Source organism: Burkholderia sp. LFS061 (assembly GCF_047978125.1).
Classification (GTDB): domain Bacteria; phylum Pseudomonadota; class Gammaproteobacteria; order Burkholderiales; family Burkholderiaceae; genus Burkholderia; species Burkholderia pyrrocinia_C.
Genome location: NZ_JBFPFS010000001.1, coordinates 252,429 through 273,909, shown reverse-complemented (window position 1 = coordinate 273,909; position 21,481 = coordinate 252,429). Strand labels below are relative to the sequence as shown.

General features: G+C 66.2%; 17 protein-coding genes and 5 pseudogenes. 10 read left to right on the top strand and 12 right to left on the bottom strand.

Features of this window, described 5'->3' with window-relative positions; genetic code table 11:
- Positions 1 to 71 precede the first annotated feature (71 nt).
- The 4 genes from ACNQQL_RS01265 to ACNQQL_RS01250 form a co-directional block, all read right to left on the bottom strand.
- Positions 72 to 1,415: an MFS transporter gene (locus tag ACNQQL_RS01265; RefSeq protein WP_347062920.1), complete on the bottom strand. Its 1,344-nt coding sequence runs from the start codon at positions 1,413 to 1,415 to the stop codon at positions 72 to 74.
- Between the two features lie 156 nt (positions 1,416 to 1,571).
- On the bottom strand, positions 1,572 to 2,633 hold the full coding sequence (locus tag ACNQQL_RS01260; protein ID WP_347062919.1) for an aromatic ring-hydroxylating dioxygenase subunit alpha: 1,062 nt from the start codon (positions 2,631 to 2,633) through the stop codon (positions 1,572 to 1,574).
- 48 nt (positions 2,634 to 2,681) lie between these two features.
- Positions 2,682 to 3,647 carry a PDR/VanB family oxidoreductase gene (locus ACNQQL_RS01255; protein WP_347062918.1) on the bottom strand — a complete coding sequence of 322 codons (966 nt, stop codon included), beginning with the start codon at positions 3,645 to 3,647 and terminating at the stop codon, positions 2,682 to 2,684.
- Entirely contained in the window at positions 3,644 to 4,723 is a 1,080-nt protein-coding gene (locus ACNQQL_RS01250; protein ID WP_347062969.1) for an aromatic ring-hydroxylating dioxygenase subunit alpha, read from the bottom strand. The genes ACNQQL_RS01255 and ACNQQL_RS01250 overlap by 4 nt, the downstream gene beginning before the upstream one ends.
- 198 nt (positions 4,724 to 4,921) lie before the next feature.
- On the opposite strand from ACNQQL_RS01250, the gene ACNQQL_RS01245 reads away from it, so the two are divergent.
- Positions 4,922 to 5,410, top strand: a complete 489-nt coding sequence (locus tag ACNQQL_RS01245; protein WP_347062968.1) for a MarR family winged helix-turn-helix transcriptional regulator — start codon at positions 4,922 to 4,924, stop codon at positions 5,408 to 5,410.
- 69 nt (positions 5,411 to 5,479) lie between these two features.
- Here the strand turns inward: ACNQQL_RS01245 and ACNQQL_RS01240 are convergent, their stop codons facing one another.
- Positions 5,480 to 6,226, bottom strand: coding sequence for a TetR/AcrR family transcriptional regulator (locus ACNQQL_RS01240; RefSeq protein WP_204421916.1), 747 nt, complete (start codon positions 6,224 to 6,226; stop codon positions 5,480 to 5,482).
- 170 nt (positions 6,227 to 6,396) lie between these two features.
- On the opposite strand from ACNQQL_RS01240, the gene ACNQQL_RS01235 reads away from it, so the two are divergent.
- From ACNQQL_RS01235 to ACNQQL_RS01215, 5 genes are all read left to right on the top strand, one after another.
- Positions 6,397 to 7,578, top strand: a complete 1,182-nt coding sequence (locus ACNQQL_RS01235; protein ID WP_034180867.1) for an isovaleryl-CoA dehydrogenase — start codon at positions 6,397 to 6,399, stop codon at positions 7,576 to 7,578.
- A gap of 31 nt (positions 7,579 to 7,609) precedes the next feature.
- Positions 7,610 to 9,217 carry a carboxyl transferase domain-containing protein gene (locus tag ACNQQL_RS01230; RefSeq protein ID WP_347062917.1) on the top strand — a complete coding sequence of 536 codons (1,608 nt, stop codon included), beginning with the start codon at positions 7,610 to 7,612 and terminating at the stop codon, positions 9,215 to 9,217.
- Positions 9,218 to 9,232: 15 nt separating this feature from the next.
- A complete protein-coding gene (locus tag ACNQQL_RS01225) occupies positions 9,233 to 10,018 on the top strand; it encodes an enoyl-CoA hydratase/isomerase family protein (protein WP_175918591.1) in 786 nt (261 codons plus the stop codon).
- Between the two features lie 39 nt (positions 10,019 to 10,057).
- Entirely contained in the window at positions 10,058 to 12,055 is a 1,998-nt protein-coding gene (locus ACNQQL_RS01220; protein ID WP_347062916.1) for an acetyl/propionyl/methylcrotonyl-CoA carboxylase subunit alpha, read from the top strand.
- A 568-nt stretch (positions 12,056 to 12,623) separates the two neighbouring features.
- Entirely contained in the window at positions 12,624 to 14,738 is a 2,115-nt protein-coding gene (locus ACNQQL_RS01215) for a phosphocholine-specific phospholipase C (RefSeq protein ID WP_347062915.1), read from the top strand.
- A gap of 78 nt (positions 14,739 to 14,816) precedes the next feature.
- Here ACNQQL_RS01215 and ACNQQL_RS01210 read toward each other — a convergent pair.
- A pseudogene (locus tag ACNQQL_RS01210) lies at positions 14,817 to 15,017 on the bottom strand (galactosyl transferase GMA12/MNN10 domain protein); the annotation flags it as partial.
- 196 nt (positions 15,018 to 15,213) lie between these two features.
- Here ACNQQL_RS01210 and ACNQQL_RS01205 point away from each other — a divergent pair.
- A complete protein-coding gene (locus ACNQQL_RS01205; protein WP_347062914.1) occupies positions 15,214 to 16,356 on the top strand; it encodes a DUF2827 domain-containing protein in 1,143 nt (380 codons plus the stop codon).
- Between the two features lie 281 nt (positions 16,357 to 16,637).
- On the opposite strand, the gene ACNQQL_RS01200 is transcribed toward ACNQQL_RS01205, so the two are convergent.
- Complete coding sequence (locus ACNQQL_RS01200) at positions 16,638 to 16,787, bottom strand: hypothetical protein (protein ID WP_347062913.1); 150 nt, start codon at positions 16,785 to 16,787, stop codon at positions 16,638 to 16,640.
- Positions 16,788 to 17,142: 355 nt separating this feature from the next.
- Here ACNQQL_RS01200 and ACNQQL_RS01195 point away from each other — a divergent pair.
- A pseudogene (locus ACNQQL_RS01195) lies at positions 17,143 to 17,733 on the top strand (EAL domain-containing protein); the annotation flags it as partial.
- Here the strand turns inward: ACNQQL_RS01195 and rhlI (ACNQQL_RS01190) are convergent.
- Positions 17,733 to 18,338 carry an acyl-homoserine-lactone synthase gene (rhlI, locus tag ACNQQL_RS01190; RefSeq protein WP_003138177.1) on the bottom strand — a complete coding sequence of 202 codons (606 nt, stop codon included), beginning with the start codon at positions 18,336 to 18,338 and terminating at the stop codon, positions 17,733 to 17,735. The pseudogene ACNQQL_RS01195 and the gene rhlI (ACNQQL_RS01190) overlap by 1 nt on opposite strands.
- Here rhlI (ACNQQL_RS01190) and ACNQQL_RS01185 point away from each other — a divergent pair.
- Positions 18,328 to 18,552, top strand: a pseudogene (locus ACNQQL_RS01185) (EAL domain-containing protein); the annotation flags it as partial. The gene rhlI (ACNQQL_RS01190) and the pseudogene ACNQQL_RS01185 sit on opposite strands and share 11 nt — an antisense overlap.
- A 69-nt stretch (positions 18,553 to 18,621) precedes the next feature.
- Positions 18,622 to 19,062, top strand: coding sequence for a hypothetical protein (locus ACNQQL_RS01180; RefSeq protein WP_416392490.1), 441 nt, complete (start codon positions 18,622 to 18,624; stop codon positions 19,060 to 19,062).
- Between the two features lie 172 nt (positions 19,063 to 19,234).
- On the opposite strand, the pseudogene ACNQQL_RS01175 reads toward ACNQQL_RS01180, so the two are convergent.
- The 4 genes and pseudogenes from ACNQQL_RS01175 to ACNQQL_RS01160 form a co-directional block, all read right to left on the bottom strand.
- Positions 19,235 to 19,939: pseudogene (locus tag ACNQQL_RS01175) on the bottom strand (DUF2827 family protein); the annotation flags it as partial.
- The gene (rhlI, locus tag ACNQQL_RS01170; RefSeq protein WP_003138177.1) at positions 19,940 to 20,545 is read right to left on the bottom strand and encodes an acyl-homoserine-lactone synthase; all 606 of its coding nucleotides are present in this window, start codon (positions 20,543 to 20,545) and stop codon (positions 19,940 to 19,942) included.
- Positions 20,539 to 20,977: pseudogene (locus ACNQQL_RS01165) on the bottom strand (DUF2827 family protein); the annotation flags it as partial. The gene rhlI (ACNQQL_RS01170) and the pseudogene ACNQQL_RS01165, both read right to left, overlap by 7 nt.
- A 30-nt stretch (positions 20,978 to 21,007) precedes the next feature.
- The gene (locus ACNQQL_RS01160; RefSeq protein WP_347062912.1) at positions 21,008 to 21,475 is read right to left on the bottom strand and encodes a DUF4019 domain-containing protein; all 468 of its coding nucleotides are present in this window, start codon (positions 21,473 to 21,475) and stop codon (positions 21,008 to 21,010) included.
- Positions 21,476 to 21,481: the final 6 nt, after the last annotated feature.

Genomic DNA, 21,481 nt, shown 5'->3' with positions numbered 1-21,481 from the left:
ATCGATTTTTTTAGTGCCCAGGACATGTCCGGGATACCGACGGGTATCGGCAGGACTGCGGGCGTCGCGCGTTACGACATCGCCGGATCGCGTTGCCGGTGCGGTGCCGCGGCACGCGCGCCCGCCACGGCGACGGCGATCGCCGCGCCGACCATCGGCACGAGGAACGCGAGATAGAGATGAGGCACGGTCCAGCCGTCGTCCAGCAGCGCACCGACCGTCATCGGCGACAGGATCGCGCCGAGGCGGCCGATGCCGACCGCGAGGCCGATGCCGGTCGTGCGGATTTCGGCGGGATACGGCGTCGGCGACAGCGCATACATGCCGGCCACGCACGCATTGATCACGGCACCGAGGAGCACCGCGACGGTCATCCCGATGCCGAGGGAGCCCGTGTTCGCACCGAACACGACCATCAGTGCGCCGCCCAGCAGCAGCGTCGCGCCCAGCAGGTTGCGCAGGCCGAACCGCGTCGACAGCAGGCTGAAGAGCGAGGCGCCCGCAATGCCGCCGAGATTGAGCAGCACGCCGCCGGTCACGCCCTGCGACGCCGACAGTCCGGCCTGGACCAGCAGCTTCGGCGTCCAGCTCACGACGAAGTAGAAGCTGCCCATCACGAGAAAGAACGCGATCCACAGCGCGATCGTGCGGCGCGTAAGTGGTGCGCGCAGCACGGCCGTCCAGCTTGACGCGGGGTTCGCCGTGTCGATGGACGCAGTCGCAGCCGGCAGCGTGTCGATCGGCGCGTGCTTCATTCTCGCGAGGATGCGGTTGATTTTCTGCAGCGCGTTGTCCGGACGCCTCGCCAGCAGGAAGTCGAGCGATTCCGGCAGCAGCGCGAGCACCATCGGGATCGCCATCAAGGTCAGGATGCCGCCGAACGCGAACACGCTGCGCCATCCCCACACCGACAGCAGATAGCCGGCGATGACGCCGCCGGCGGTGGCGCCGATCGCGTAGCCGGTCGACTGCATGCCGATCGCGGCGCTGCGCCATTTGTTCGATGCATACTCGCCGCTGATGACGGTCAGGCTCGCCAGCATGCCGCCGATGCCGAGCCCCGTATAGGCACGCGCGACCGCGAGTTGCAGCGTGCTGTGCGTGGCCGCGCAGGCGAGCATCCCGGTCGAGATCACGGCGAGGCAGAGCAGGATGATGCGGCGGCGGCCGACCCGGTCGGCCAGCGGCGCGATCAGCACCGAGCCGATGCCCATGCCGGCCAGCCCGGCACTCAGCAGCAGGCCGATTTCCTTGCCGCTCAGTTTCCATTCGGCCGCCAGGTGCGGCGCGGCAAACGCGATGGCCAGCACGTCGAACCCGTCGAGCATGTTCAGCACGACGCAGGCTGCGACAGCCGTCGTCTGGAACGCGCTCATCGGGGATTCGTCGAGCGTATTGCGGATATTTGCGTTCACGTCAAAGATCCTTCATAAAAAATAGTATGACTAATTGAATGGGATGAAATCGAAGCCGGCAGTAGCGAATGGGACGAAAGCGAAGGCGTGGGTTGACGGGCAACCAGGGGACGCCCGCCGCGACCGGCAGGTGCCGTTCGCGCACCGGCGCGATGGTTACGCGGGTTCGGGTTGCAGCAGCAGCCGCTCGATCACGCGCCGTGCGCGATTGGGCCCCGCGTCGACGTGAATGTCGATCTGGTGGCGGCCCGGAAACCGCATCTGATTCCGGTATTGCGCTTCGATCACGGTCTTGTCCTCATCGAACGTCGCCGCGGATTGCTCGATGACCGTTTGCGCGACGCGTTCGACATCGTGTTGCGGATTGGTCGCGACGGTCCAGAAGTAGTGCGTCGTGGTGTCCGTCTCGGGCGTGATGCCATGGAAGCCGCGCATGTGAAAGCCGCCGCGCGCCGGATCGAGCGGGTCGCCGGTGCCGGCGTCCATCGCGCCGGTCCAGATCCGGATGTGTGACACGTGGAATTCGATTTCCTGCCAGCGATCGACGCGGCCCGCGAACGGCCATGCGGCGGTGTAGGTCGGTGGCGGGGCGGAATCCGGCATCCGGCGGATCAGCGTCACCGTGTCGCCGTCGGTGCTGACGCGGGTTTCCGCGCCCATGTGCAGCGGCGCGTTGCCGCCGATCGTTTTCAGATGGACATAGCCGAGGTGGCTCAGGTCCATCAGGTTGTCGTGAATCAGCTGATACGGTGCGTCGTAATGGTAGTTGCCGCCGCCGAACCGGTACTGCGGATCCGTGTGGAACGCGTAGCGCGGCGGCGCGCAGGTCGGCTGGGCGTGCGCGTCGGCACCGATCCAGATCCACACGATGGCGTCCTGTTCCTGCACCGGATACGACGTTACGCACGCCTTCGCCGGAATCCGGTCCTGGCCGGGAATCTCCACGCATGTGCCGCCGCGGTCGAACAGCAGCCCGTGGTAGCCGCAGCGCAGGCCGCGCGCTTCGAGCGAGCCGCACGACAGCGGCAGCGACTTGTGGCAGCAGCGATCCTCCAGCGCGCCGACTTCCCCGGACGGCAACCGGAACAGGACGACCGGGCGGCCGAGCAGGGTGCGGGCGACGGGTTTGTCCGTCAGTTCGGATGACAGCGCGGCAACCCACCATCGGTCGATCGGGAACTTGGCAGTATTGATCGGTGGTCGGGCATCTTGCTCCATTGATCGTCTCCGGTATTGTTGTTGGCCGCCGCGTGTCGGGCGGTCCGTCTACAGATCGAGTACCAGCAGGTCGGTTCGGGATCGCGAACAGCACGGCATGAACTGGTCGCCGGCCGCTTGTTCCGCTTCCGTCAGATACGAATCGCGATGATCGGGCTCGCCTTGCAGCACGCGCGTCACGCAGGTCCCGCATACGCCTTGCTCGCACGACGTCAGCACGTCGACGCCGTTGGCCGCCAGCGCCGCGATGACCGTGCATTCGGCCGGCACGTCGATCACCTTGCCGCTGCTCGCGATCCGGACCTGGAACGCGCGATCCGCGCCGGACGTCGCAACCGTGCCGCCGAAAAACTCGTAGTGCAGCCGCTCGTCGGCCCAGTTGCGCTCGCGCGCTGCGTTCAGCACCGCATCCATGAAGCCGCGCGGGCCGCATACGTACAGGTGCGTGCCGTCAGGCGCCGCGGCGAGCACGGAAGCCAGGTCGAAGCGTTGCGCGGGGTCGCCGTCGTCGACGTGGAAGCGGGCGCGGTCGTTGAACCCGGCTGCGTTGATCCGCTCGACGAAGGCCATGCGATCGGTCGAACGCGCGCAGTAGTGCATGTCGAATGGCATGCCGGACGAAAACAGCCGTTCCGCCATGCAGAGAATCGGCGTGACGCCGATCCCGCCCGCGAGCAACAGGTGGTGCGGTGCGTCGGGGGCGAGCGGGAATTGATTGCGCGGCATGCCGATCCGCACGGTATCGCCTTGACGGACTTCGTCGTGAATGGCGCGCGACCCGCCGCGGCCCTCGGCATCGCGCAGCACGGCGATCTGATAGCGATCGTCATGTTCCGGGTGATTGCACAGCGAGTACTGGCGCACGAGCCCGCCCGGCAAATGCACGTCGATATGGGCGCCGGCGTCGAAGCGCGGCAATGGCGAACCGTCATCGCTGACGAATTCGAAGCCGCAGATGTCGCGCGCTTCCTGCCACTTGCGGGCCACCCGGACCGTCAGCGTCGCGGCGCTCATGACGCCTCCTTGATGTGCGCGAGCGGAATCGCGGGCCGCTGCGGGTTCGATGCGTTTTCATCGGCGAGCAGCCGTTCGATCACCTTGCGCGACAGCACGCCGCCGGCGTCGATGTTGAGCTTGAGCAGCTTGCGGTCCGGCCACTTCTCGAGATTGAGCTGCTGGCGCTCGAGCATCTCGAGATCCTCGGCGAAGATCTTGCCCTGGCCTTCGCGAATCTCGGCGGTCAGCGCGTGATCGTCGGGCCGGAAGTTGCGCGCCATCCCCCAGAAGTACCAGATCGAGGTGTCCGTCTCGGGCGTGATGAAGTCGACCACGATCGACGACGCCTTCAGGTCGGCCGGCGCGTCGTAGCCGCCGTGGCCCGCATGCGCGACGCCCACTTCGATCATCACGTGGCTCGGCGGCGTGAAGCGGCAGATCTGCCAGCGGTCGACCGGCACATCGTCGGCGAGGCCGTTGCCGCGCAGCGCCATCCGCCAGAACGGCGGCGGCATCACGTTCTGCATGAAGCGGCTCGTGACGACTTCGTCGCCATGGCTGGTCGTCTTCGGCGGCGCTTCGTCGATTTCCTTCTGGCCGATGCTCGTCGCATGCACGTAGGTCTCGTGCGTGAGGTCCATCAGGTTGTCGATCATCAGCCGGTAGTCGCAACGGATGTGATACAGGCCGCCGCCGTGCGCCCAGGCCGGATCTTCGGCCCACGACAGCGCGGGCAGCTTGCCGGGATCGGCTTCGGACGCATCGCCCGGCCAGACCCAGACGAATCCGTACCGCTCGACTACCGGGAAGCTGCGGATCGACGGGAATCCGCCGACGCGCTGGCCCGGCATGCCGGTTGCCTTGCCGTTGCAACCCATTTCCAGCCCGTGATAGCCGCACACGAGTACGCCGTCGCGCACGAATCCCAGCGACAGCGGCGCGCCGCGGTGCGGGCAGAAGTCCTCGAGCGCGGCGACCTGGCCGTTCGCCGCGCGGTAAAACACCATCGATTCGCTGCAAATCCTGCGGCCCAGCGGCTTGCCGTCGATTTCATCGGGCGTGCACGCCACATACCAAGCGTTCTTGAGAAACACGTTCATCGTCTCCTTCGGGGCGGTGCCGCTGGTACGCGGCAGTTCTTCATTCAGTGTGCTGAATGAGATTCAGTGTACTCATCGAGATTGGCCGGGGCAAGGCGAGCGGTATACTGGTTTTCCCGGGAAATGGCGCGAGGCAGCGCCATGCCGTGGGCGCACGCAACAGCGTGCGCCGCCTACGTCATCGACTCATTCATGGAAAAAACGAATCCCGCCGGCGCACCGGTTTTCCCGCTCGATCTGTACGACGAACCCGGGCACCTGATCCGGCGCGCCCATCAGATCGCGGTTGCGATGTTCTACGAGAAGCTGGGCCGGGATGTGACGCCGGTGCAGTACGCGGTCCTGCGGATGCTGTACGAGTGTCCGGGGCTCGATCAGGTGACGCTCGCGCAGCGGGTGGCGCTCGACACGTCGACGACCGCGGACCTCGCGGTCCGGCTCGAAGCGAAAGGATTGATCGTCCGCGAAGTGCTGCCGCGGCGTCAGCGGCGCTTACTGCTGACGCCGGCGGGCGTCGAACTGCTCACGCACCTGATTCCGTCGGTGCAGGAGCTGCGTGCCGGCCTGTTCGACGGCATGGGCGAGGACGATTCGCAGGAACTGATGCGCCTGTTGCGCAAGTTCGTCCATTTGAACAATGAGCAGAGCCGCGCGCCGCTGCGGGTCGGCGAGGAGTCGTAGCGGCTGATTTCCGCGCGATGGAAGAGCAGATGCGGCAAGGCGGCAGCAGCTTCGCGCCGCCTGCCTGCATTACGGGCGTGACGCTTCCCCCTCCAGCCGCCGCACCGCTTCCGCGACCTCGTTCCTGAAGCGCACGAGCGCCGCCTGTTCCGGCGCGGGCGGCTGCACGGCGGCCCACAGCATGTCGACCAGTTGCGTGGCCATCGTTTCCGTATCGAGCTTGCGGTGCCCGAGGATCGCATCCCACAGCACGTGCTCGATCGGCCCGAACACCATCGAGCGCAGCAGGCTCAGCGGCAGGTCCGCGCGAACCTGCCCGGCCGCTTGGCCGCGCGCGAGCACGTCCATCAGCGGCGCCGTATAGCGGCGCTGCAGCGCGGTGAGCTCGTCGCTCAGCGCATGCTGCTTCGCGCGGCCTTCCGACAGCACCAGCGCGCACAGCCCCGTGCCGTTCACGAGCATCAGCCGCAGGTGGGTGCGCACGATGAACGCGAACTGCTGCTGCACCGACGCATCCTGCGGCATCCCGTGCTCGAACGCGGCGATGATTTCGTCGTACCAATCGGCGATGACGCGCGCGCACAGTTCACGCTTGCCGCGGAAGTAGCTGAACACCGTCGCCTCGGATACCCCCACGCGCTGCGCGATCTCGGCGGCCGTCGCATGCTCGTAGCCTTTTTCGGCAAACACTTCACGACCGGCGCGCAGGATGTCCTGCACGCGCTGCTGGGATTTGCGCCCGGCGGGCGCGCGCGGCGTGTCGGCGCGGTCGGCTTTGACGGTGGCGGTCATGGTGTCGGCGGTAGCGGCTGTCATGTCGGCATGATATCTGAGTGTCACTCAAAAAACTATTGACGCAGAACCGGGCGAGGCGCGAAACTGTGCAAAATTTCCGCTGTATTTGTCAATGAATCGACGCATTCATTCGATTTGAGCGAAACTCAGAAATCGGTGCGTGCGACACACTTTCTGGAGACGGAGGAGACATGATCAACCTGCCCGGCGTGCAATTCATGCTCGGTGAAGACATCGAGATGCTGCGCGATGCCGTCGCGACGTTCGCGGCGAAGGAAATCACGCCGCGCGCGGCGGAGGTCGACCGCACCGACCAGTTTCCGATGGATCTGTGGAAGAAGTTCGGCGATCTCGGCGTGCTCGGCATGACGGTCGCCGAGGAGTACGGCGGCGCGAACATGGGCTACACCGCGCACATGGTCGCGATGGAAGAGATTTCGCGCGCATCGGCGTCGATCGGCCTGTCGTACGGCGCGCATTCGAACCTGTGCGTGAACCAGATTCACCGCAACGGCACCGAAGCGCAAAAGCAGAAGTACCTGCCGAAGCTCGTGTCGGGCGAACACATCGGCGCGCTCGCGATGAGCGAACCGAATGCCGGCTCCGACGTCGTCAGCATGAAGCTGCGCGCCGACAAGCGCGGCGACCGCTACGTGCTGAACGGCACGAAGATGTGGATCACCAACGGCCCCGATTGCGACACGCTCGTCGTCTACGCGAAGACGGACGTCGAAGCGAATGCGCGCGGCATCACCGCGTTCATCGTCGAGAAGGGGATGAAGGGCTTCTCGGTCGCGCAGAAGCTCGACAAGCTCGGCATGCGCGGCTCGCACACGGGCGAGCTGGTATTCCAGGACGTCGAAGTACCGGAAGAGAACATCCTCGGCCAGCTCAACGGCGGCGTGAAGGTGCTGATGAGCGGCCTCGACTACGAGCGCGCGGTGCTGTCGGGCGGCCCGACGGGCATCATGGCCGCATGCCTCGACGCGGTCGTGCCGTATATCCACGACCGCAAGCAGTTCGGCCAGGCGATCGGCGAATTCCAGCTGATCCAGGGCAAGGTCGCGGACATGTACACCACGTTCCAGGCGTGCCGCGCGTATCTGTACGCGGTCGGCCGCCATCTCGACTCGGCGGGCAGCGACCACATTCGCCAGGTGCGCAAGGACTGCGCGGGCGTGATCCTCTATACGGCCGAGAAGGCGACGTGGATGGCCGGCGAGGCGATCCAGATCCTCGGCGGCAACGGCTACATCAACGAATACCCGGTCGGCCGCCTGTGGCGCGATGCGAAGCTGTATGAAATCGGCGCCGGCACGAGCGAGATCCGCCGGATGCTGATCGGCCGCGAGCTGTTCGCGGAAACGATGTAACGCCCCACGTCACGCGAACGGAGCCCCGTCGATGCCGATCATCGAATCCAGACTGAACCCGCGTTCGGAAGACTTCCGCGCGAACACCGCGGCGCTCGAGGCGGTCGTTGCCGACTTGCGAGCGAAGATCGAACAGCTCGCGCAGGGCGGCGGCCAGGCCGCGCGCGACAAGCACCTGTCGCGCGGCAAGCTGCTGCCGCGCGACCGCATCGCGCAACTGCTCGATCCGGGTGCACCGTTCCTCGAGCTGTCGCAGCTCGCGGCGAACGGCATGTACAACGACGACGCGCCGGGCGCGGGCGTCATCACCGGGATCGGCCGGATCGCGGGCCGCGAGTGCGTGATCGTGTGCAACGACGCGACGGTCAAGGGCGGCACCTACTACCCGATGACCGTGAAGAAGCACGTGCGCGCGCAGGAAATCGCCGCGGAAAACCGGCTGCCGTGCGTGTACCTCGTCGATTCGGGCGGCGCGAACCTGCCGAACCAGGACGACGTGTTTCCCGATCGCGACCACTTCGGCCGCATCTTCTTCAACCAGGCGACGATGTCGGCCGCGGGCATCGCGCAGATCGCCGTCGTGATGGGCTCGTGCACGGCGGGCGGCGCGTATGTACCCGCGATGAGCGACGAGTCGATCATCGTGAAGGACCAAGGCACGATTTTCCTCGGCGGGCCGCCGCTCGTGAAGGCCGCGACCGGCGAGGAAGTGAGTGCCGAGGATCTCGGCGGCGGCGACGTGCACACGCGCCTGTCGGGCGTGGCCGACCACCTCGCGCAGAACGACGCGCATGCGCTGTCGATCGCGCGCAACATCGTCGATCATCTCGCACCGAAGATCGCGCCGCCAGTGGCGCTGCGCGAGCCGAAGCCGCCGCGTTACGACGCGAAGAGCCTGTACGGCGTGATCCCCGTCGATACGCGCAAGCCGTTCGACGTGCGCGAGGTGATCGCGCGCATCGTCGACGATTCCGAGTTCGACGAATTCAAGGCGCGCTTCGGCACGACGCTCGTCACGGGCTTCGCGCACATCTGGGGCCATCCGGTCGGGATCGTCGCGAACAACGGCATCCTGTTTTCCGAATCGGCAGTGAAGGGCGCGCATTTCATCGAGCTGTGCTGCCAGCGCAAGATCCCGCTCGTGTTCCTGCAGAACATCACGGGCTTCATGGTCGGGCGCAAGTACGAGAACGAAGGTATCGCGCGGCATGGCGCGAAGATGGTCACGGCCGTGTCGAACGCGAAGGTACCGAAGTTCACGGTGATCATCGGCGGCTCGTTCGGTGCCGGCAATTACGGGATGTGCGGCCGCGCATTCGGGCCGCGTTTCCTGTGGATGTGGCCGAACGCGCGCATCTCGGTGATGGGTGGCGAGCAGGCCGCGTCGGTGCTCGCGACCGTTCGCCGCGACGGCATCGAGGCGAAGGGCGGCGAGTGGTCGACCGACGAAGAGGAAGCGTTCAAGCAGCCGATCCGCGACCAGTACGAGCGCCAGGGCCATCCGTACTACGCGAGCGCGCGGCTGTGGGACGACGGCGTGATCGATCCCGCGCAGACGCGCGACGTGCTCGGGCTCGGTCTTGCCGCATCGATGAACGCGCCGATCGACGATACGCGCTTCGGCGTGTTCCGGATGTAACGAGGAGAGCGGACGATGCGATACGAAACCATCAAGGTTAACGAAGCAAACCGCGTCGCGACCGTCACGCTCGCGCGTCCCGACGTGCGCAACGCGTTCAACGAGACAACGATCGCCGAGCTGACCACCGCGTTCGAATGGCTCGACGCGCACGAAGGCGTGCGCGCGATCGTGCTCGCGGCGGAAGGCACCGCGTTCTGCGCGGGCGCGGACCTGAACTGGATGAAGAAGATGGCCGGGTACTCGGACGACGAGAACCGTGCCGATGCGCGCAAGCTCGCGCGGATGCTCGAGGCGATCCATCGCTGCGGCAAGCCGGTGATCGCGCGCGTGCATGGCGACGCGTATGCGGGCGGCGTGGGCCTCGTCGCGGCGGCCGATATCGCGATCGCCGCCGACGGCGTGAAGTTCTGCCTGTCGGAAGCGCGGCTCGGACTGATTCCCGCGACGATCGCACCGTACGTCGTGCGCGCGATGGGCGAGCGTGCGGCGCGCCGCTACTTCACGACGGCCGAGGTATTCGACAGCGCGCGCGCCGCATCGCTCGGCTTCATTCACGACGCGGTGCCGGCCGACGCGCTCGACGAAACGGTCGCGAAGCTGGCCGCGACGCTCGTCGCGAACGGCCCCGACGCGGTGCGCGCGTGCAAGCGGCTCGTCGCCGATGTGGCCGGCCGCGCACTCGACGCGACGCTGATCGAGCAGACCGCCGACTGGATCGCGCGGACCCGCGCGGGTGCGGAAGCGCGCGAAGGGATCGCGGCCTTCCTCGAGAAACGCACGCCGTCGTGGCGTGAATGACGTCGTCGTGATCCACCCTTTCCGGACGAAACCGAAGCCATGTTCGACAAGATTCTGATCGCCAACCGCGGCGAAATCGCGTGCCGCGTCGCCGCGACGTGCAAACGTCTCGGGATCGCGAGCGTCGCCGTCTATTCCGACGCCGATGCGAACGCGAAGCACGTGGCCGCATGCGACGAAGCCGTGCATATCGGCGGCTCCGCGGCCGCGGACAGCTATCTGCGCATCGAGCGCATCATCGAAGCCGCGCGCGCGACCGGCGCGCAGGCGATCCACCCCGGCTACGGCTTCCTGTCGGAGAACGAAGATTTCGCGCATGCGTGCGAAGCAGCCGGCATCGCGTTCATCGGGCCGCCGGTCGACGCGATCGCGGCGATGGGGTCGAAGGCCGCCGCGAAGGCGCTGATGCACGCGGCCGCCGTGCCGCTCGTGCCCGGCTATCACGGCGACGACCAGGACGCGGGCAACCTGCATCGCGAAGCCGATGCGATCGGCTATCCGGTGCTGCTGAAGGCCAGCGCGGGCGGCGGCGGCAAGGGGATGCGCGTGGTCGAGCGCTCCGACGATTTCCCGGCGGCGCTAGCGTCGTGCCAGCGCGAGGCCGCGAGCAGCTTCGGCAACGACCGCGTGCTGATCGAGAAATACCTGACGCGCCCGCGCCACGTCGAGGTGCAGGTGTTCGGCGACACGCACGGCAATACCGTCTACCTGTTCGACCGCGACTGCTCGGTGCAGCGCCGTCATCAGAAGGTGCTCGAGGAAGCGCCGGCGCCGGGCCTGCACGACGACGTGCGCCGCGCGATGGGCGAGGCGGCCGTCGCGGCCGCGCGCGCGGTCGGTTATGTCGGCGCGGGCACCGTCGAATTCATCATGACGGGCGACGCGTTCTACTTCATGGAAATGAACACGCGCCTGCAGGTCGAGCATCCGGTCACCGAGATGGTCACCGGGCTCGATCTCGTCGAATGGCAACTGCGCGTCGCGTCCGGCGAGCCGCTGCCGTTGATGCAGGATGAACTGCGCGTGCAGGGTCACGCACTCGAGGCGCGCCTTTACGCGGAGAACCCTGCACGCGGCTTCCTGCCGTCCACGGGTACGCTGAAGCACCTGCGGCTGCCGGAGGGCGTCGAGTTCGACATCGGCGCAGCGGTGCGTATCGACAGCGGCGTGCGCGAAGGCGATGCGATCACGCCGTTCTACGATCCGATGATCGCGAAGCTGATCGTCCATGGCGCGGACCGCACGGCAGCGCTGGGCCTGATGCTGCGCGCGCTGCGCGCGTGCGAGGTGGTCGGCCTGCACACGAACGCCGTGTTCCTGCAGCGGATCGTCGCGTGCGAGCCGTTCGCGACGGCCGATCTCGATACGGGCCTGATCGAGCGCAACCACGACGCGCTGTTCGCACCGCAACAGCCGCCGCGCGCGACGCTCGCGCTCGCTTGCGCGGCGCTGCTCGCGCGCGAACGCGGCGCGGCCGCACCAGGTGCATCGCCATGGGGCGCGCTGCCGGACTGGCGACTGAACGGCGGTTATCGTCGCACGCTCGAATGGCATGCGGTCGATCGCGACGCGGACGTGACCGTCGCGTACGAAGACGATGGCGCCGTTGCGCGCATCGCGGCCGGCGACGCGGCCCCACAGCCGTTCGCGTGGACGCGCGGCGCAACGCCGCTCGATTTCGATGTGACGCTCGGCGGCGTGCGCGGCAGCGGCCGCGTGTATGCGGACGGCGACACGTTCCATGTGTTCACGCAGGGCGCGGCCGAGACGTTCGAATGGCGCAACCTGCTCGCGCATGCGGGCGACACCGAACAGGGCGGCGGGCGTTTGACCGCGCCGATGCCCGGCAAGGTGATCGCGGTGCTGGTCGAACCGGGCCAGAAGGTCGAAGCCGGCACGCCGCTGATCGTGATGGAAGCGATGAAGATGGAGCACACGATCGGCGCGCCGGGTGCGGGCATTGTCGCGGAAGTGCTGTACGGCGTCGGCGACCAGGTCGCGGATGGCGCGCAGTTGCTGATGATGGCGGAAGGCTGATCGACGCTTTCGCCGTGCGCGGGCCGGCGGCTGCCGGCCCGTGGAAACCGCTTCGCGAATCACCGCACGCAGGTGGTTGCGACAGGTACTGTTTCGATTGCGTCGACACGCCGGCGCCGCACGAATCTTTCGATCGAATTACGTTTTGCCGGCGAAATCCATACTTCCGTCGAACGCGTGGCCCGTTGCGCCACACCCTCCCGCCGCACGTCCATCTCCACTCGACACCGTCGTGTAACAAGTCGAACATAGCATCTCGCCGTCGATATGACCGGCGCGGGCTCGCGTCCGTGTCACTTCATCACGTCCACGGAGATACGTTATGCGAACGTCGGCCCTACGGCCTTTCGCGGTCGCCGGCCTGGTCGCGCTGATAGCACTCCTCAGCGCCTGCGGCGACGACCTGAATGCAGACCCTGCGCCCGTCGCACAGCAGAAGGCCGCCTGCGGCGGCGCAGCCGTCGCCACCGCGCAGATGCGCTGCCCGCCGGGTTTCACCGCGCCCGCATCGTCGCCCGCTTCCTGATACCGGTCGTTCCAACCAGAAATCCAATCGAGAGCAACCAGCATGGCCACCCATTCGCGACGCGATTTTCTGAAGTTCTCCGCCGGGCTCGCCGGCGCGACCGCCGCCACCGCACTGCTTCCCGAATCGATCCGCAAGGCGCTCGCGATCGAGCCGAATACCGTGACGGGCACGATCCAGGATGTCCAGCACATCGTCGTGTTCATGCAGGAAAACCGCTCGTTCGACCACTACCTCGGGCACCTGAGCGGCGTGCGCGGCTACAACGACCGCTTCCCGGTCACGCTGCCGAACGGCAAGCCGGTGTGGTTCCAGCCGCGGCAGGAGGACAATACGAGCGTGATCGCGCCGTTCCGCTACGACACGACCAACCCGGGCGTGAACGCGCAGTGCATCGGCGGCCTGCCGCATACGTGGGCGACGACGCACGGCGCGATCGACAACGGCCGCGCGGACCAATGGGCGGTGCAGAAGTCCAACATGACGATGGGTTACCACGTCCGCGACGACATCCCGTTCCACTACGCGCTCGCGGATGCGTTCACGGTGTGCGACAACTACTTCTGCTCGATCCCGGGCAACACGCACCCGAACCGCATGTACCTGATGACGGGCATGGTCGATCCGCTCGGCACGGGCGGTGGCCCGCTGCTCGACAACACCGACTACATCGACAACCAGTTCGACAAGATCAAGTTGCCGCCCTTCAGCTGGACGACCTACCCGGAGCGGCTCGAACAGGCCGGCATCTCGTGGCAGGTCTACCAGCAGGGCACCGGGTTCGACAACTTCACCGGCAACTACGGCACGAACATGCTGGCGTGCTTCGACAACTTCGTGAATGCGCCGGCCGGTTCGTCGCTGCAGACGCGCGGGATGAGCACACGCCCGATCACGCAACTGAAAGCCGACGTGCAGGCGAACGCGCTGCCGCAGGTATCGTGGCTGCTGCCGCCCGCCGCGTATTCGGAACACCCGAAGTTCACGCCGCTGTACGGCGCCTACTACCTGTCGACGATCCTCGATGCGCTGACGTCCAATCCCGACGTGTGGAGCAAGACCGTCCTGCTCGTCATGTACGACGAGAACGACGGCTTCTTCGACCATGTCGTGCCGCCGCAGGCGCCGACGCTGCCGGGATCCGGCATGAGCACCGTGGACGTGTCGCTCGAGCGGCACAACGTCGTGACCTCGACGCAGACCGGCACGTATACCGCCGACAACCTGCCGTACGGCCTCGGCCCGCGCGTGCCGATGTTCGTCGTGTCGCCGTGGTCGAAGGGCGGCTTCGTCTGCTCGCAGGTCTTCGATCACACGTCGGTGCTGCAATTCATCGAGAAGCGCTTCGGCGTGATGGAAACGAACATCTCGCCGTGGCGCCGCGCGATCTGCGGCGACCTGACGTCGGCGCTCGATTTCTCGAAACCGGATGCGACGCTGCCGACCTTGCCGAGCACGCAGGCGTATGTCGCGCAGGCGGACCTGCAGTGTTCGCGCGCGTCGTCGCAGACCGCGCCGGCCAGCACCGCGCAGCAGGTCGTGACCGCGCAGGAGCCCGGCACGCGGCCGGCGCGCGCGCTGCCGTACGAACTGCACGTCACCGGCCAGCTCGGCGCGCAAGGCTACGCGCTGACGTTCGCGAATACCGGCACGCAAGGCGCGCACTTCTGGGTCTATACGGGCGACGCCACCGCGATGCCGCGCCGCTACACGGTCGAAGCGGGCAAGCAGTTGACCGATACGTGGGCGCTCGACGCGAACGGCAGCTACCTGGTGAGCGTCTGGGGGCCGAACGGCTATTTCCGGCGCTTTGCGGGGTCCGCAGCCGCGGACGCCGCCGCGAAGCCTGAAATCACCGCGTGCTACGACGCCGCGAACGGCGACGTTTACGTGACGTTCGCGAATGCGGGCAGCAGCGCGCTGACGGTCACGGCGACCGATGTCGCGTACGGCGGGGCGGCGCGCACGCTGACGATTCCAGCGGGGCAGCGCGTCGAGGCGCACTGGGATCTGTCGTGCAGCAGCCACTGGTACGACCTGCAGTTCGCGGTTGCCGGGAATGCGGGCTGGATGCGCCGCATCGCGGGGCACGTCGAGACCGGCAAGGCCAGCATCACCGATCCGGCCGCCGTGGCGCCGACGATTTCGGCGATCTGACGGCAAGCGGCGCGCGCCGCCGGCTGGTTGGAGCCGGCCGGCGCATGCGCATGCGATGTCGAGGTTGCGGTGGCGGCGTCAGGGCAGCAGCCCGTCGTCGTGCGCCATCATCAGCGCGCGCATCGCGGACCACATCCCGTAGTAATGCACGATATAGCTGTCCGCGCGGCGAAACAGCCAGGGCGTGTTGAAGCTGACGAGATCGGCCACGCCTTCGCCGTGCAACTGCCCGTCACGCTCCATCGCGCGAATGAAAGGCAGCTGGTTGCCGGAGGACCGCATAACCGGTTCGCGGATTTGCGTGCGCCAGCCGGGCGCTAACCATCCATGACAGTGCGCCCGCCGGTGATTCGCTAGAATGCCCGATTGCCGCCGCAGCTTGACGCGGGCGGCGCTTCGCGCGCTACACTGCGTTCATTCCATTCCCATCCAACCTCCCATCCAACCTCCCATCCAACCTCCCATCCCGCCGACGATGACGTCTCCTGTCCTGAACGGCCTGCGCATCGGTATCACGATCGGATTGCGTGCCCCTGACGAAAGCCTGTGGATCAACGGCATCAAGCAGAACGCGCTGTTTCTCGCGAAGCTGCTGATGGCGTCGCCGCACGGCTACCGCGTGACGCTGGTCAACACGACCGACGTGCCGCTTACCGACGCGCTGCCGTGGGATCGCGCCGTGTACGACACCCGCGCGTTCGCCGACATGAAGGATTCGCTCGACGTGGTGATCGAGCTCGGCGGGCAGATCGACGGCGAGCAGACGGCCTACCTGAAAGCGCGCGGTGCGAAACTCGTCAGCTATTGCTGCGGCGTCGAGTACATCAATGCAATGGAGTCGATGCTGTTCGGCCGGCGGCTGTGGGATTCGCTCTTCATCAACCGCGGCTACGACGAGGTGTGGGCGATTCCGCAGATCGCGCCGTCGTCGCTGCCGTTCCTGCAGTCGCTGCGCCGCTGCCCGGGGCGCGTCGTGCCGTTCGTGTGGGATCCGATGTTCCTGAGCGCACGCGCGCAATCGCTGCCGGAGCACGGCGAATACCGGCCGCGCAGCGAGCCAGGCAAGCGACTGACGGTAATGGAGCCGAACCACAACGTCGTGAAGTTCTGCGTGTATCCGATGCTGATCATCGACGAGGCGTATCGCCGCGACCCCGATGCGATCTGCTTCACGCACGTGACGAACGCCGATCGCCTCGCGCACGACAGCCCCGAGTTCGTGATGCTGATGAATTACCTGGACATCGTGCGTGCGGGCAAGGCAAGCTTCGTCGGGCGCTTCGATACGCCGCTGTTCCTGGCCGACCTGACCGATATCGTCGTGTCGCATCAATGGTCGAACCCGCTCAACTATTTCTATTTCGACGTGTGCTGGCAGGGCTATCCGCTCGTGCACAACGCGAGCCTCGCGCCCGATCTCGGCTACTACTATCCGGACAACGACGTGCAGCAGGGCGCCGATGCGCTGCTGCGCGCGCTCCATACGCATGACGACGACTGGGAAGCGTACACGCGGCGCCAGCGCGACATCCTCAGCCGCTACACGTCGGCGAATCCCGCGCTCGTCGCCGAATACGACGTGCTGCTCGCGAACCTGATCGGTGCGACGGCCGCATAACGCCCGTTTTTTCGAGGCGCTTGCCCGCTGCGCCGCGGGCCGCCATCGGGGTTGTCCCGCCCTAATGTCTGATGAATTAATGCCGTTAAAAAAGAAACCGTCGAACCCGTTCGGGTCGACGGTTTTTGAAGGCACGAATTTGACGGCTCCGAGGGAAGTTCGTCGAAAACAAGTTTATAGGTTAACAAGTCGGAAAGATTGTTAAATTAGGTTCGATCGATAATCATCATATAATTTAAATTGATATTATTGATTCGAGGTGGTTTGATTCTGTTTTGAAGTTAAATAATTTCGTTTGAAAACGGAAAATTGCATGCTGCGGCGATCGAATGATCGCGCGGCGGCAGGTTTTCTGCGGATAATGGCCCCGGGCAACCGGCCACGGCGGTGGGCTTGGCATCGAGTGCGGGCGGCGCTTCATGCACCAGCATTTATCTGATCAATTGAGAAATTCCCGATTTTGGATGCTGGCATATCGCGGAAAACCGATTCGGATGAAGTTGTTTAGACGAAAAAGACAAACGGTTTCCGGATTGGGTTTCCGTAATTCGCGTTGTGTAACCTGTCGCACTGTCGGTGTCGTGCGTGCATGGTGTATTCCCAGTAGTTGAATACCGTTGAAAATATCGAATTTGACGGCGCGCCGAAGCGATAAGTACGCTCCCGGAAAAGATCGACATAACAGGATGGGCCGGGTAGGCGGCGGAGCGCGTCATGGTCGGTTCGCTCCGCATGTTTGTTGAGGTCGAGCCGTCTTCGGCGGCTCGCCATTTGCCGGAGCGCCGGATGAATGCGGTCGAAGCTCGCCTGGAGGCGAATCGGGAAGCGAATCGTGACGAAATCGATCTCGTGTTCGGCGCCCCCGACGATCATCCCGACCTCGCGTCGGTACGCAGTTTCGTGGAAAGCCGGCTCGGGTTCGCGCACGAGCCGGTGTGCCGATCCGACCTGTCGGGCGGCGTGCTGTACCAGGAATGCCTGGCGCGGTTGCGCTGGGGCGAGCGCGACGTGCTGCCGCCGGTCGCGTTCCTGCCGCGCCTCGAGGCGCTCGGGCTGATGCGCTGGTTCGACCGGCTCGTGGTGAGCCGGACGATCGACGGGCTGCGCGCCGATCCGGGCGCCGTCTACGGGTGCAACGTCGCGGCGGCGAGTGCGGTCGTCGACGATGCGTGGCTCGCGATTTTCAGGCGGCTCGAGCGCGAACCGTCGGTCGCGGCGCGTCTGGTGGTCGAGATCACGGAGACGGGGCCGCTGAATCCCGTCGCGGGCCGGTCGTTCGTGAACCGCTTCCGGCAGGCCGGGTGCCGGATCGCGATCGACGATTTCGGCGTCGGCTTCAGCGCCTTGAACAATCTGGTGGTCGGCAATCCCGACATTCACACCGCCATCGACAGCGGTACACCCTGCAGCCATTCCGGGTGGTAGCGCAACAGCATCTCCAGGCCGCGCTCCTGGTAGGCCGGGAAGCTGATCGCGACCAGCGTCTCGCCCTTGACCTTCTGCGGCGGGCCGAGGCGCTGGAGGATCACGCCGTTGCGAACGAAATAGCGCTCCATGGCCGTGGTGGTCACCGCCACCACCGAACTGGCCCCCAGGTACCAGCCGCATTGCAGGCTGGACCAGAATATCTTCATCGCCAGCTGCGGATCGTCCGCCGCGCTGGCGGCGTAGCGCGAAAGCTCCCAGACCGACGGATCGCTCGGCGGGGTTTCGCTGCACAGGTAGGCGAAGACGTCCTTGAGCAGGTAGGCGTCGGTCGTCGGCAGCAGGCGGGCGCAACCGCAGATGCCCTGGCGGCCCATGGCGACGATGTAGCGGGTTTGCGGATGGTCGAACTGGTCGAATTCCTGGTCGCGGACCCTGGAGGTGGAGACCACGTCCCAGCCCAGCTTCTCGATGAAGACTTGATGCCGGTAGCGTCCCAGCTCGGCGATCATGGCGGCGGAAAGCCCTTCCAGCGATTCAGAGAGCAATTCGATCATCGTGAAGCTCGACCGGTCGATCCTGTCGATGATCAAGCGCAACGCGATCGGGCGATACCAGTTCCGCAGGCTGATCGCGTTCGCGCATGAAGGCGCGCGGCACGTCGTCGTCGAAGGCGTCGAGAACGAGATCGACCGGCAGATCATCGTGGATGCCGGCGTCGCATGGGCGCAGGGCATCCGTTTTACATGGCGGCCGCCGGCCGCCGCGTGACGGCGCGGGAACAGGCGGGCGGCATGCGTGATGCGCGCCGGAGTCGGTTGGGGCCGGCACGTGGCCGGGATGATTCGCAAAAGGGGCGTGAGCATGGCGGGGACGAAGACCGGAGGCGGAACGGGCACGCAGGCGACCGATGCGTGCGACCTGGTCGCGCTCGCCGAGCTGGCCGACATGCTGTGGCAACTGGGTGCCGAATCGACCGATGTGCCGATCGACGTCGCGCCGTATCTCGACGGCCTGAAGGCGGTCGCGCGCCGTATTCAGCGGATGACACTGCTCGACGCCAACGGCCGCGAGCTGGCGGCGCGGCACTATTACGCGGGCGTTATCGCGGGCGCGTGCGGCGACGATTCGGCGATCGCGCGCGGCGTGTCCGACAGCCTCGTGAAGCAATCCGGCGGCGCAAGCCGGCCGGCGGCTCGTTGCTTCGCCATGCTCGCTCGCACGGGGCGACGGCATGGCCGCGCATTCGCCGCGCAAAGCGGCGACCGGGTGCTGGTGTAGCGCATCCGGAGTGCGTACGGGCCGGCATGCGGCCGGCTTCGACATCGTCCGGGCGCGATCAGCCTGCCGTCCGGACGCTCAACAAATCGATCGATCCATTCCGACGCCGCCGAGCACGAGCGCCATCGCGCGGTCGATCGCGTCGTATGGGCAGGGGCGTGTGCGAATGCGGTCAGCCGAGCGCGCGGCCGGCGAACAGCTGCTGGATCTGCGCGGAATACGCGCGGACGTTGTGTTCGGCGAGCGTGTCGACCTGGTGCAGGCAGCGGCGAGCGGCCGCCGCATAGTCGTCGAGCCGCGCGTCGTGCGTTTGCGCGGCGGTCGCGATCGCGCGCGCCGCGTCGAAGATCTCGAAGTCCGGATAGTAGTAGCCGACGTCGCGCAGGAACGGCGAGTTGTGCACGAGCGGGTAGTTGCCGTACAGCGCGTCGTACAGCAGGTAGTTGAGGCCGTTTTCCCAGTGATGCGACACGACGATGTCGGTGTGATGCGCGGCCCACGCGACGAACGGCGCGCGCACGTCGGCCGTCGCCTTGCCGTCGCGCACCATCTCGAGCCCGAGCGCGAGATGCTTGAAGGCGACGTTCTCCTTCTTGTCGAACGTATTGGTCATGTACACGTGCTCGACGAACTCCGGATGCTCGACGTAGCACGCGTTCGCGGCGAGCATCGGCACGATCGAACTCTTCACGACGTTCAGGTTCGGTTCGAAGAACGCGATGCGCTTTGCCGGGCCGTGATTCCGGTAGCCGAAGCGGGCCTTCAGTTCGGGGTCGGCGTCGAGGCTGCGCTCGATGAAATACGGCGACCAGATATGCGGCAGTTCGATCACCGGCGCGCGATACACGGCCTGGAAATAGGCCGCGCAAGTATGCATTCACACCGCCATCGACAGCGGTACACCCTGCAGCCATTCCGGGTGGTAGCGCAACAGCATCTCCAGGCCGCGCTCCTGGTAGGCCGGGAAGCTGATCGCGACCAGCGTCTCGCCCTTGACCTTCTGCGGCGGGCCGAGGCGCTGGAGGATCACGCCGTTGCGAACGAAATAGCGCTCCATGGCCGTGGTGGTCACCGCCACCACCGAACTGGCCCCCAGGTACCAGCCGCATTGCAGGCTGGACCAGAATATCTTCATCGCCAGCTGCGGATCGTCCGCCGCGCTGGCGGCGTAGCGCGAAAGCTCCCAGACCGACGGATCGCTCGGCGGGGTTTCGCTGCACAGGTAGGCGAAGACGTCCTTGAGCAGGTAGGCGTCGGTCGTCGGCAGCAGGCGGGCGCAACCGCAGATGCCCTGGCGGCCCATGGCGACGATGTAGCGGGTTTGCGGATGGTCGAACTGGTCGAATTCCTGGTCGCGGACCCTGGAGGTGGAGACCACGTCCCAGCCCAGCTTCTCGATGAAGACTTGATGCCGGTAGCGTCCCAGCTCGGCGATCATGGCGGCGGAAAGCCCTTCCAGCGATTCAGAGAGCAATTCGATCATGTGCTGCGGGTTGGTCCAGATCTCGTCGAACTGCACGCGGTGCGGGTTCGGCCGCCAGTCGTTCTTCTCGAAGTTGATCGTCTCGACCGCGATCACGTAGTCGTTGCCGAAGCGGTACGACACGCACTTGCCGCCGCGACGGCGCACGACGTCCGTGTGCGACGGGTCGACGAACGCGTTCATCTCGATCAACAGGTCGGTCTGGTGGACGACCGACGACAGCGGCCGCAGCGCGTCGCCGAACGCATCCATCATCAGCGCCTGCGGATAGTCGGTGACGCCGTCGTCGTGCGCGAGCCACACCTCGCCGATCAGTGGCGACTGCTTCAGCAGCATGTACAGGTACACGCAATGCTGGTTCGCGCCGTTGTACCAGATCGACTGCGTCGCGTCGCGCTGCACGTTCATCGTTATCGCGACATTGAGTTTCATGGCGGCTCCGTGAGGCGGGCGGTGCGCGGCTTACTGCACGGCGCCTTGCGACTGGCGCGGCACGTAGCCCGTCAGGTGCCAGCGGCCGTCGTCGTCGAGGCGAAAGCTCAGCTTCTCGTACACGGTCGCGCCGTTCGTCAGCGTGGTTGCATAGTCGACGTTCGCGTAGAGCCCGTCGGGCATCGCCGATGCGTTCGTGTAGCGGATGCGCGTGATCTGCGCCCAGCCGCGATGGCTGACCGTACCGACGGACTGGCGCGCATGCTGCATGTCGGCCGCGAACTGGTCCTGCTTGATGCGCGCCTTCACGAACGCGGCGGCGCCGCTCCACACAGCGTCGTACTGGCCGGCATCGAGCTGCTTGAACACCGCGTTCGAGTCGCGGAGCAGCGAGTCGGCCGATTCGCCGGCGGATTGCGCGTGCGCGCCGATCGCGATCGAAGCGACGGCGCAGCCGATCATCCATTTGGCCCGGGTGAGGGGCGTGCGTACGTTCATGTCGGG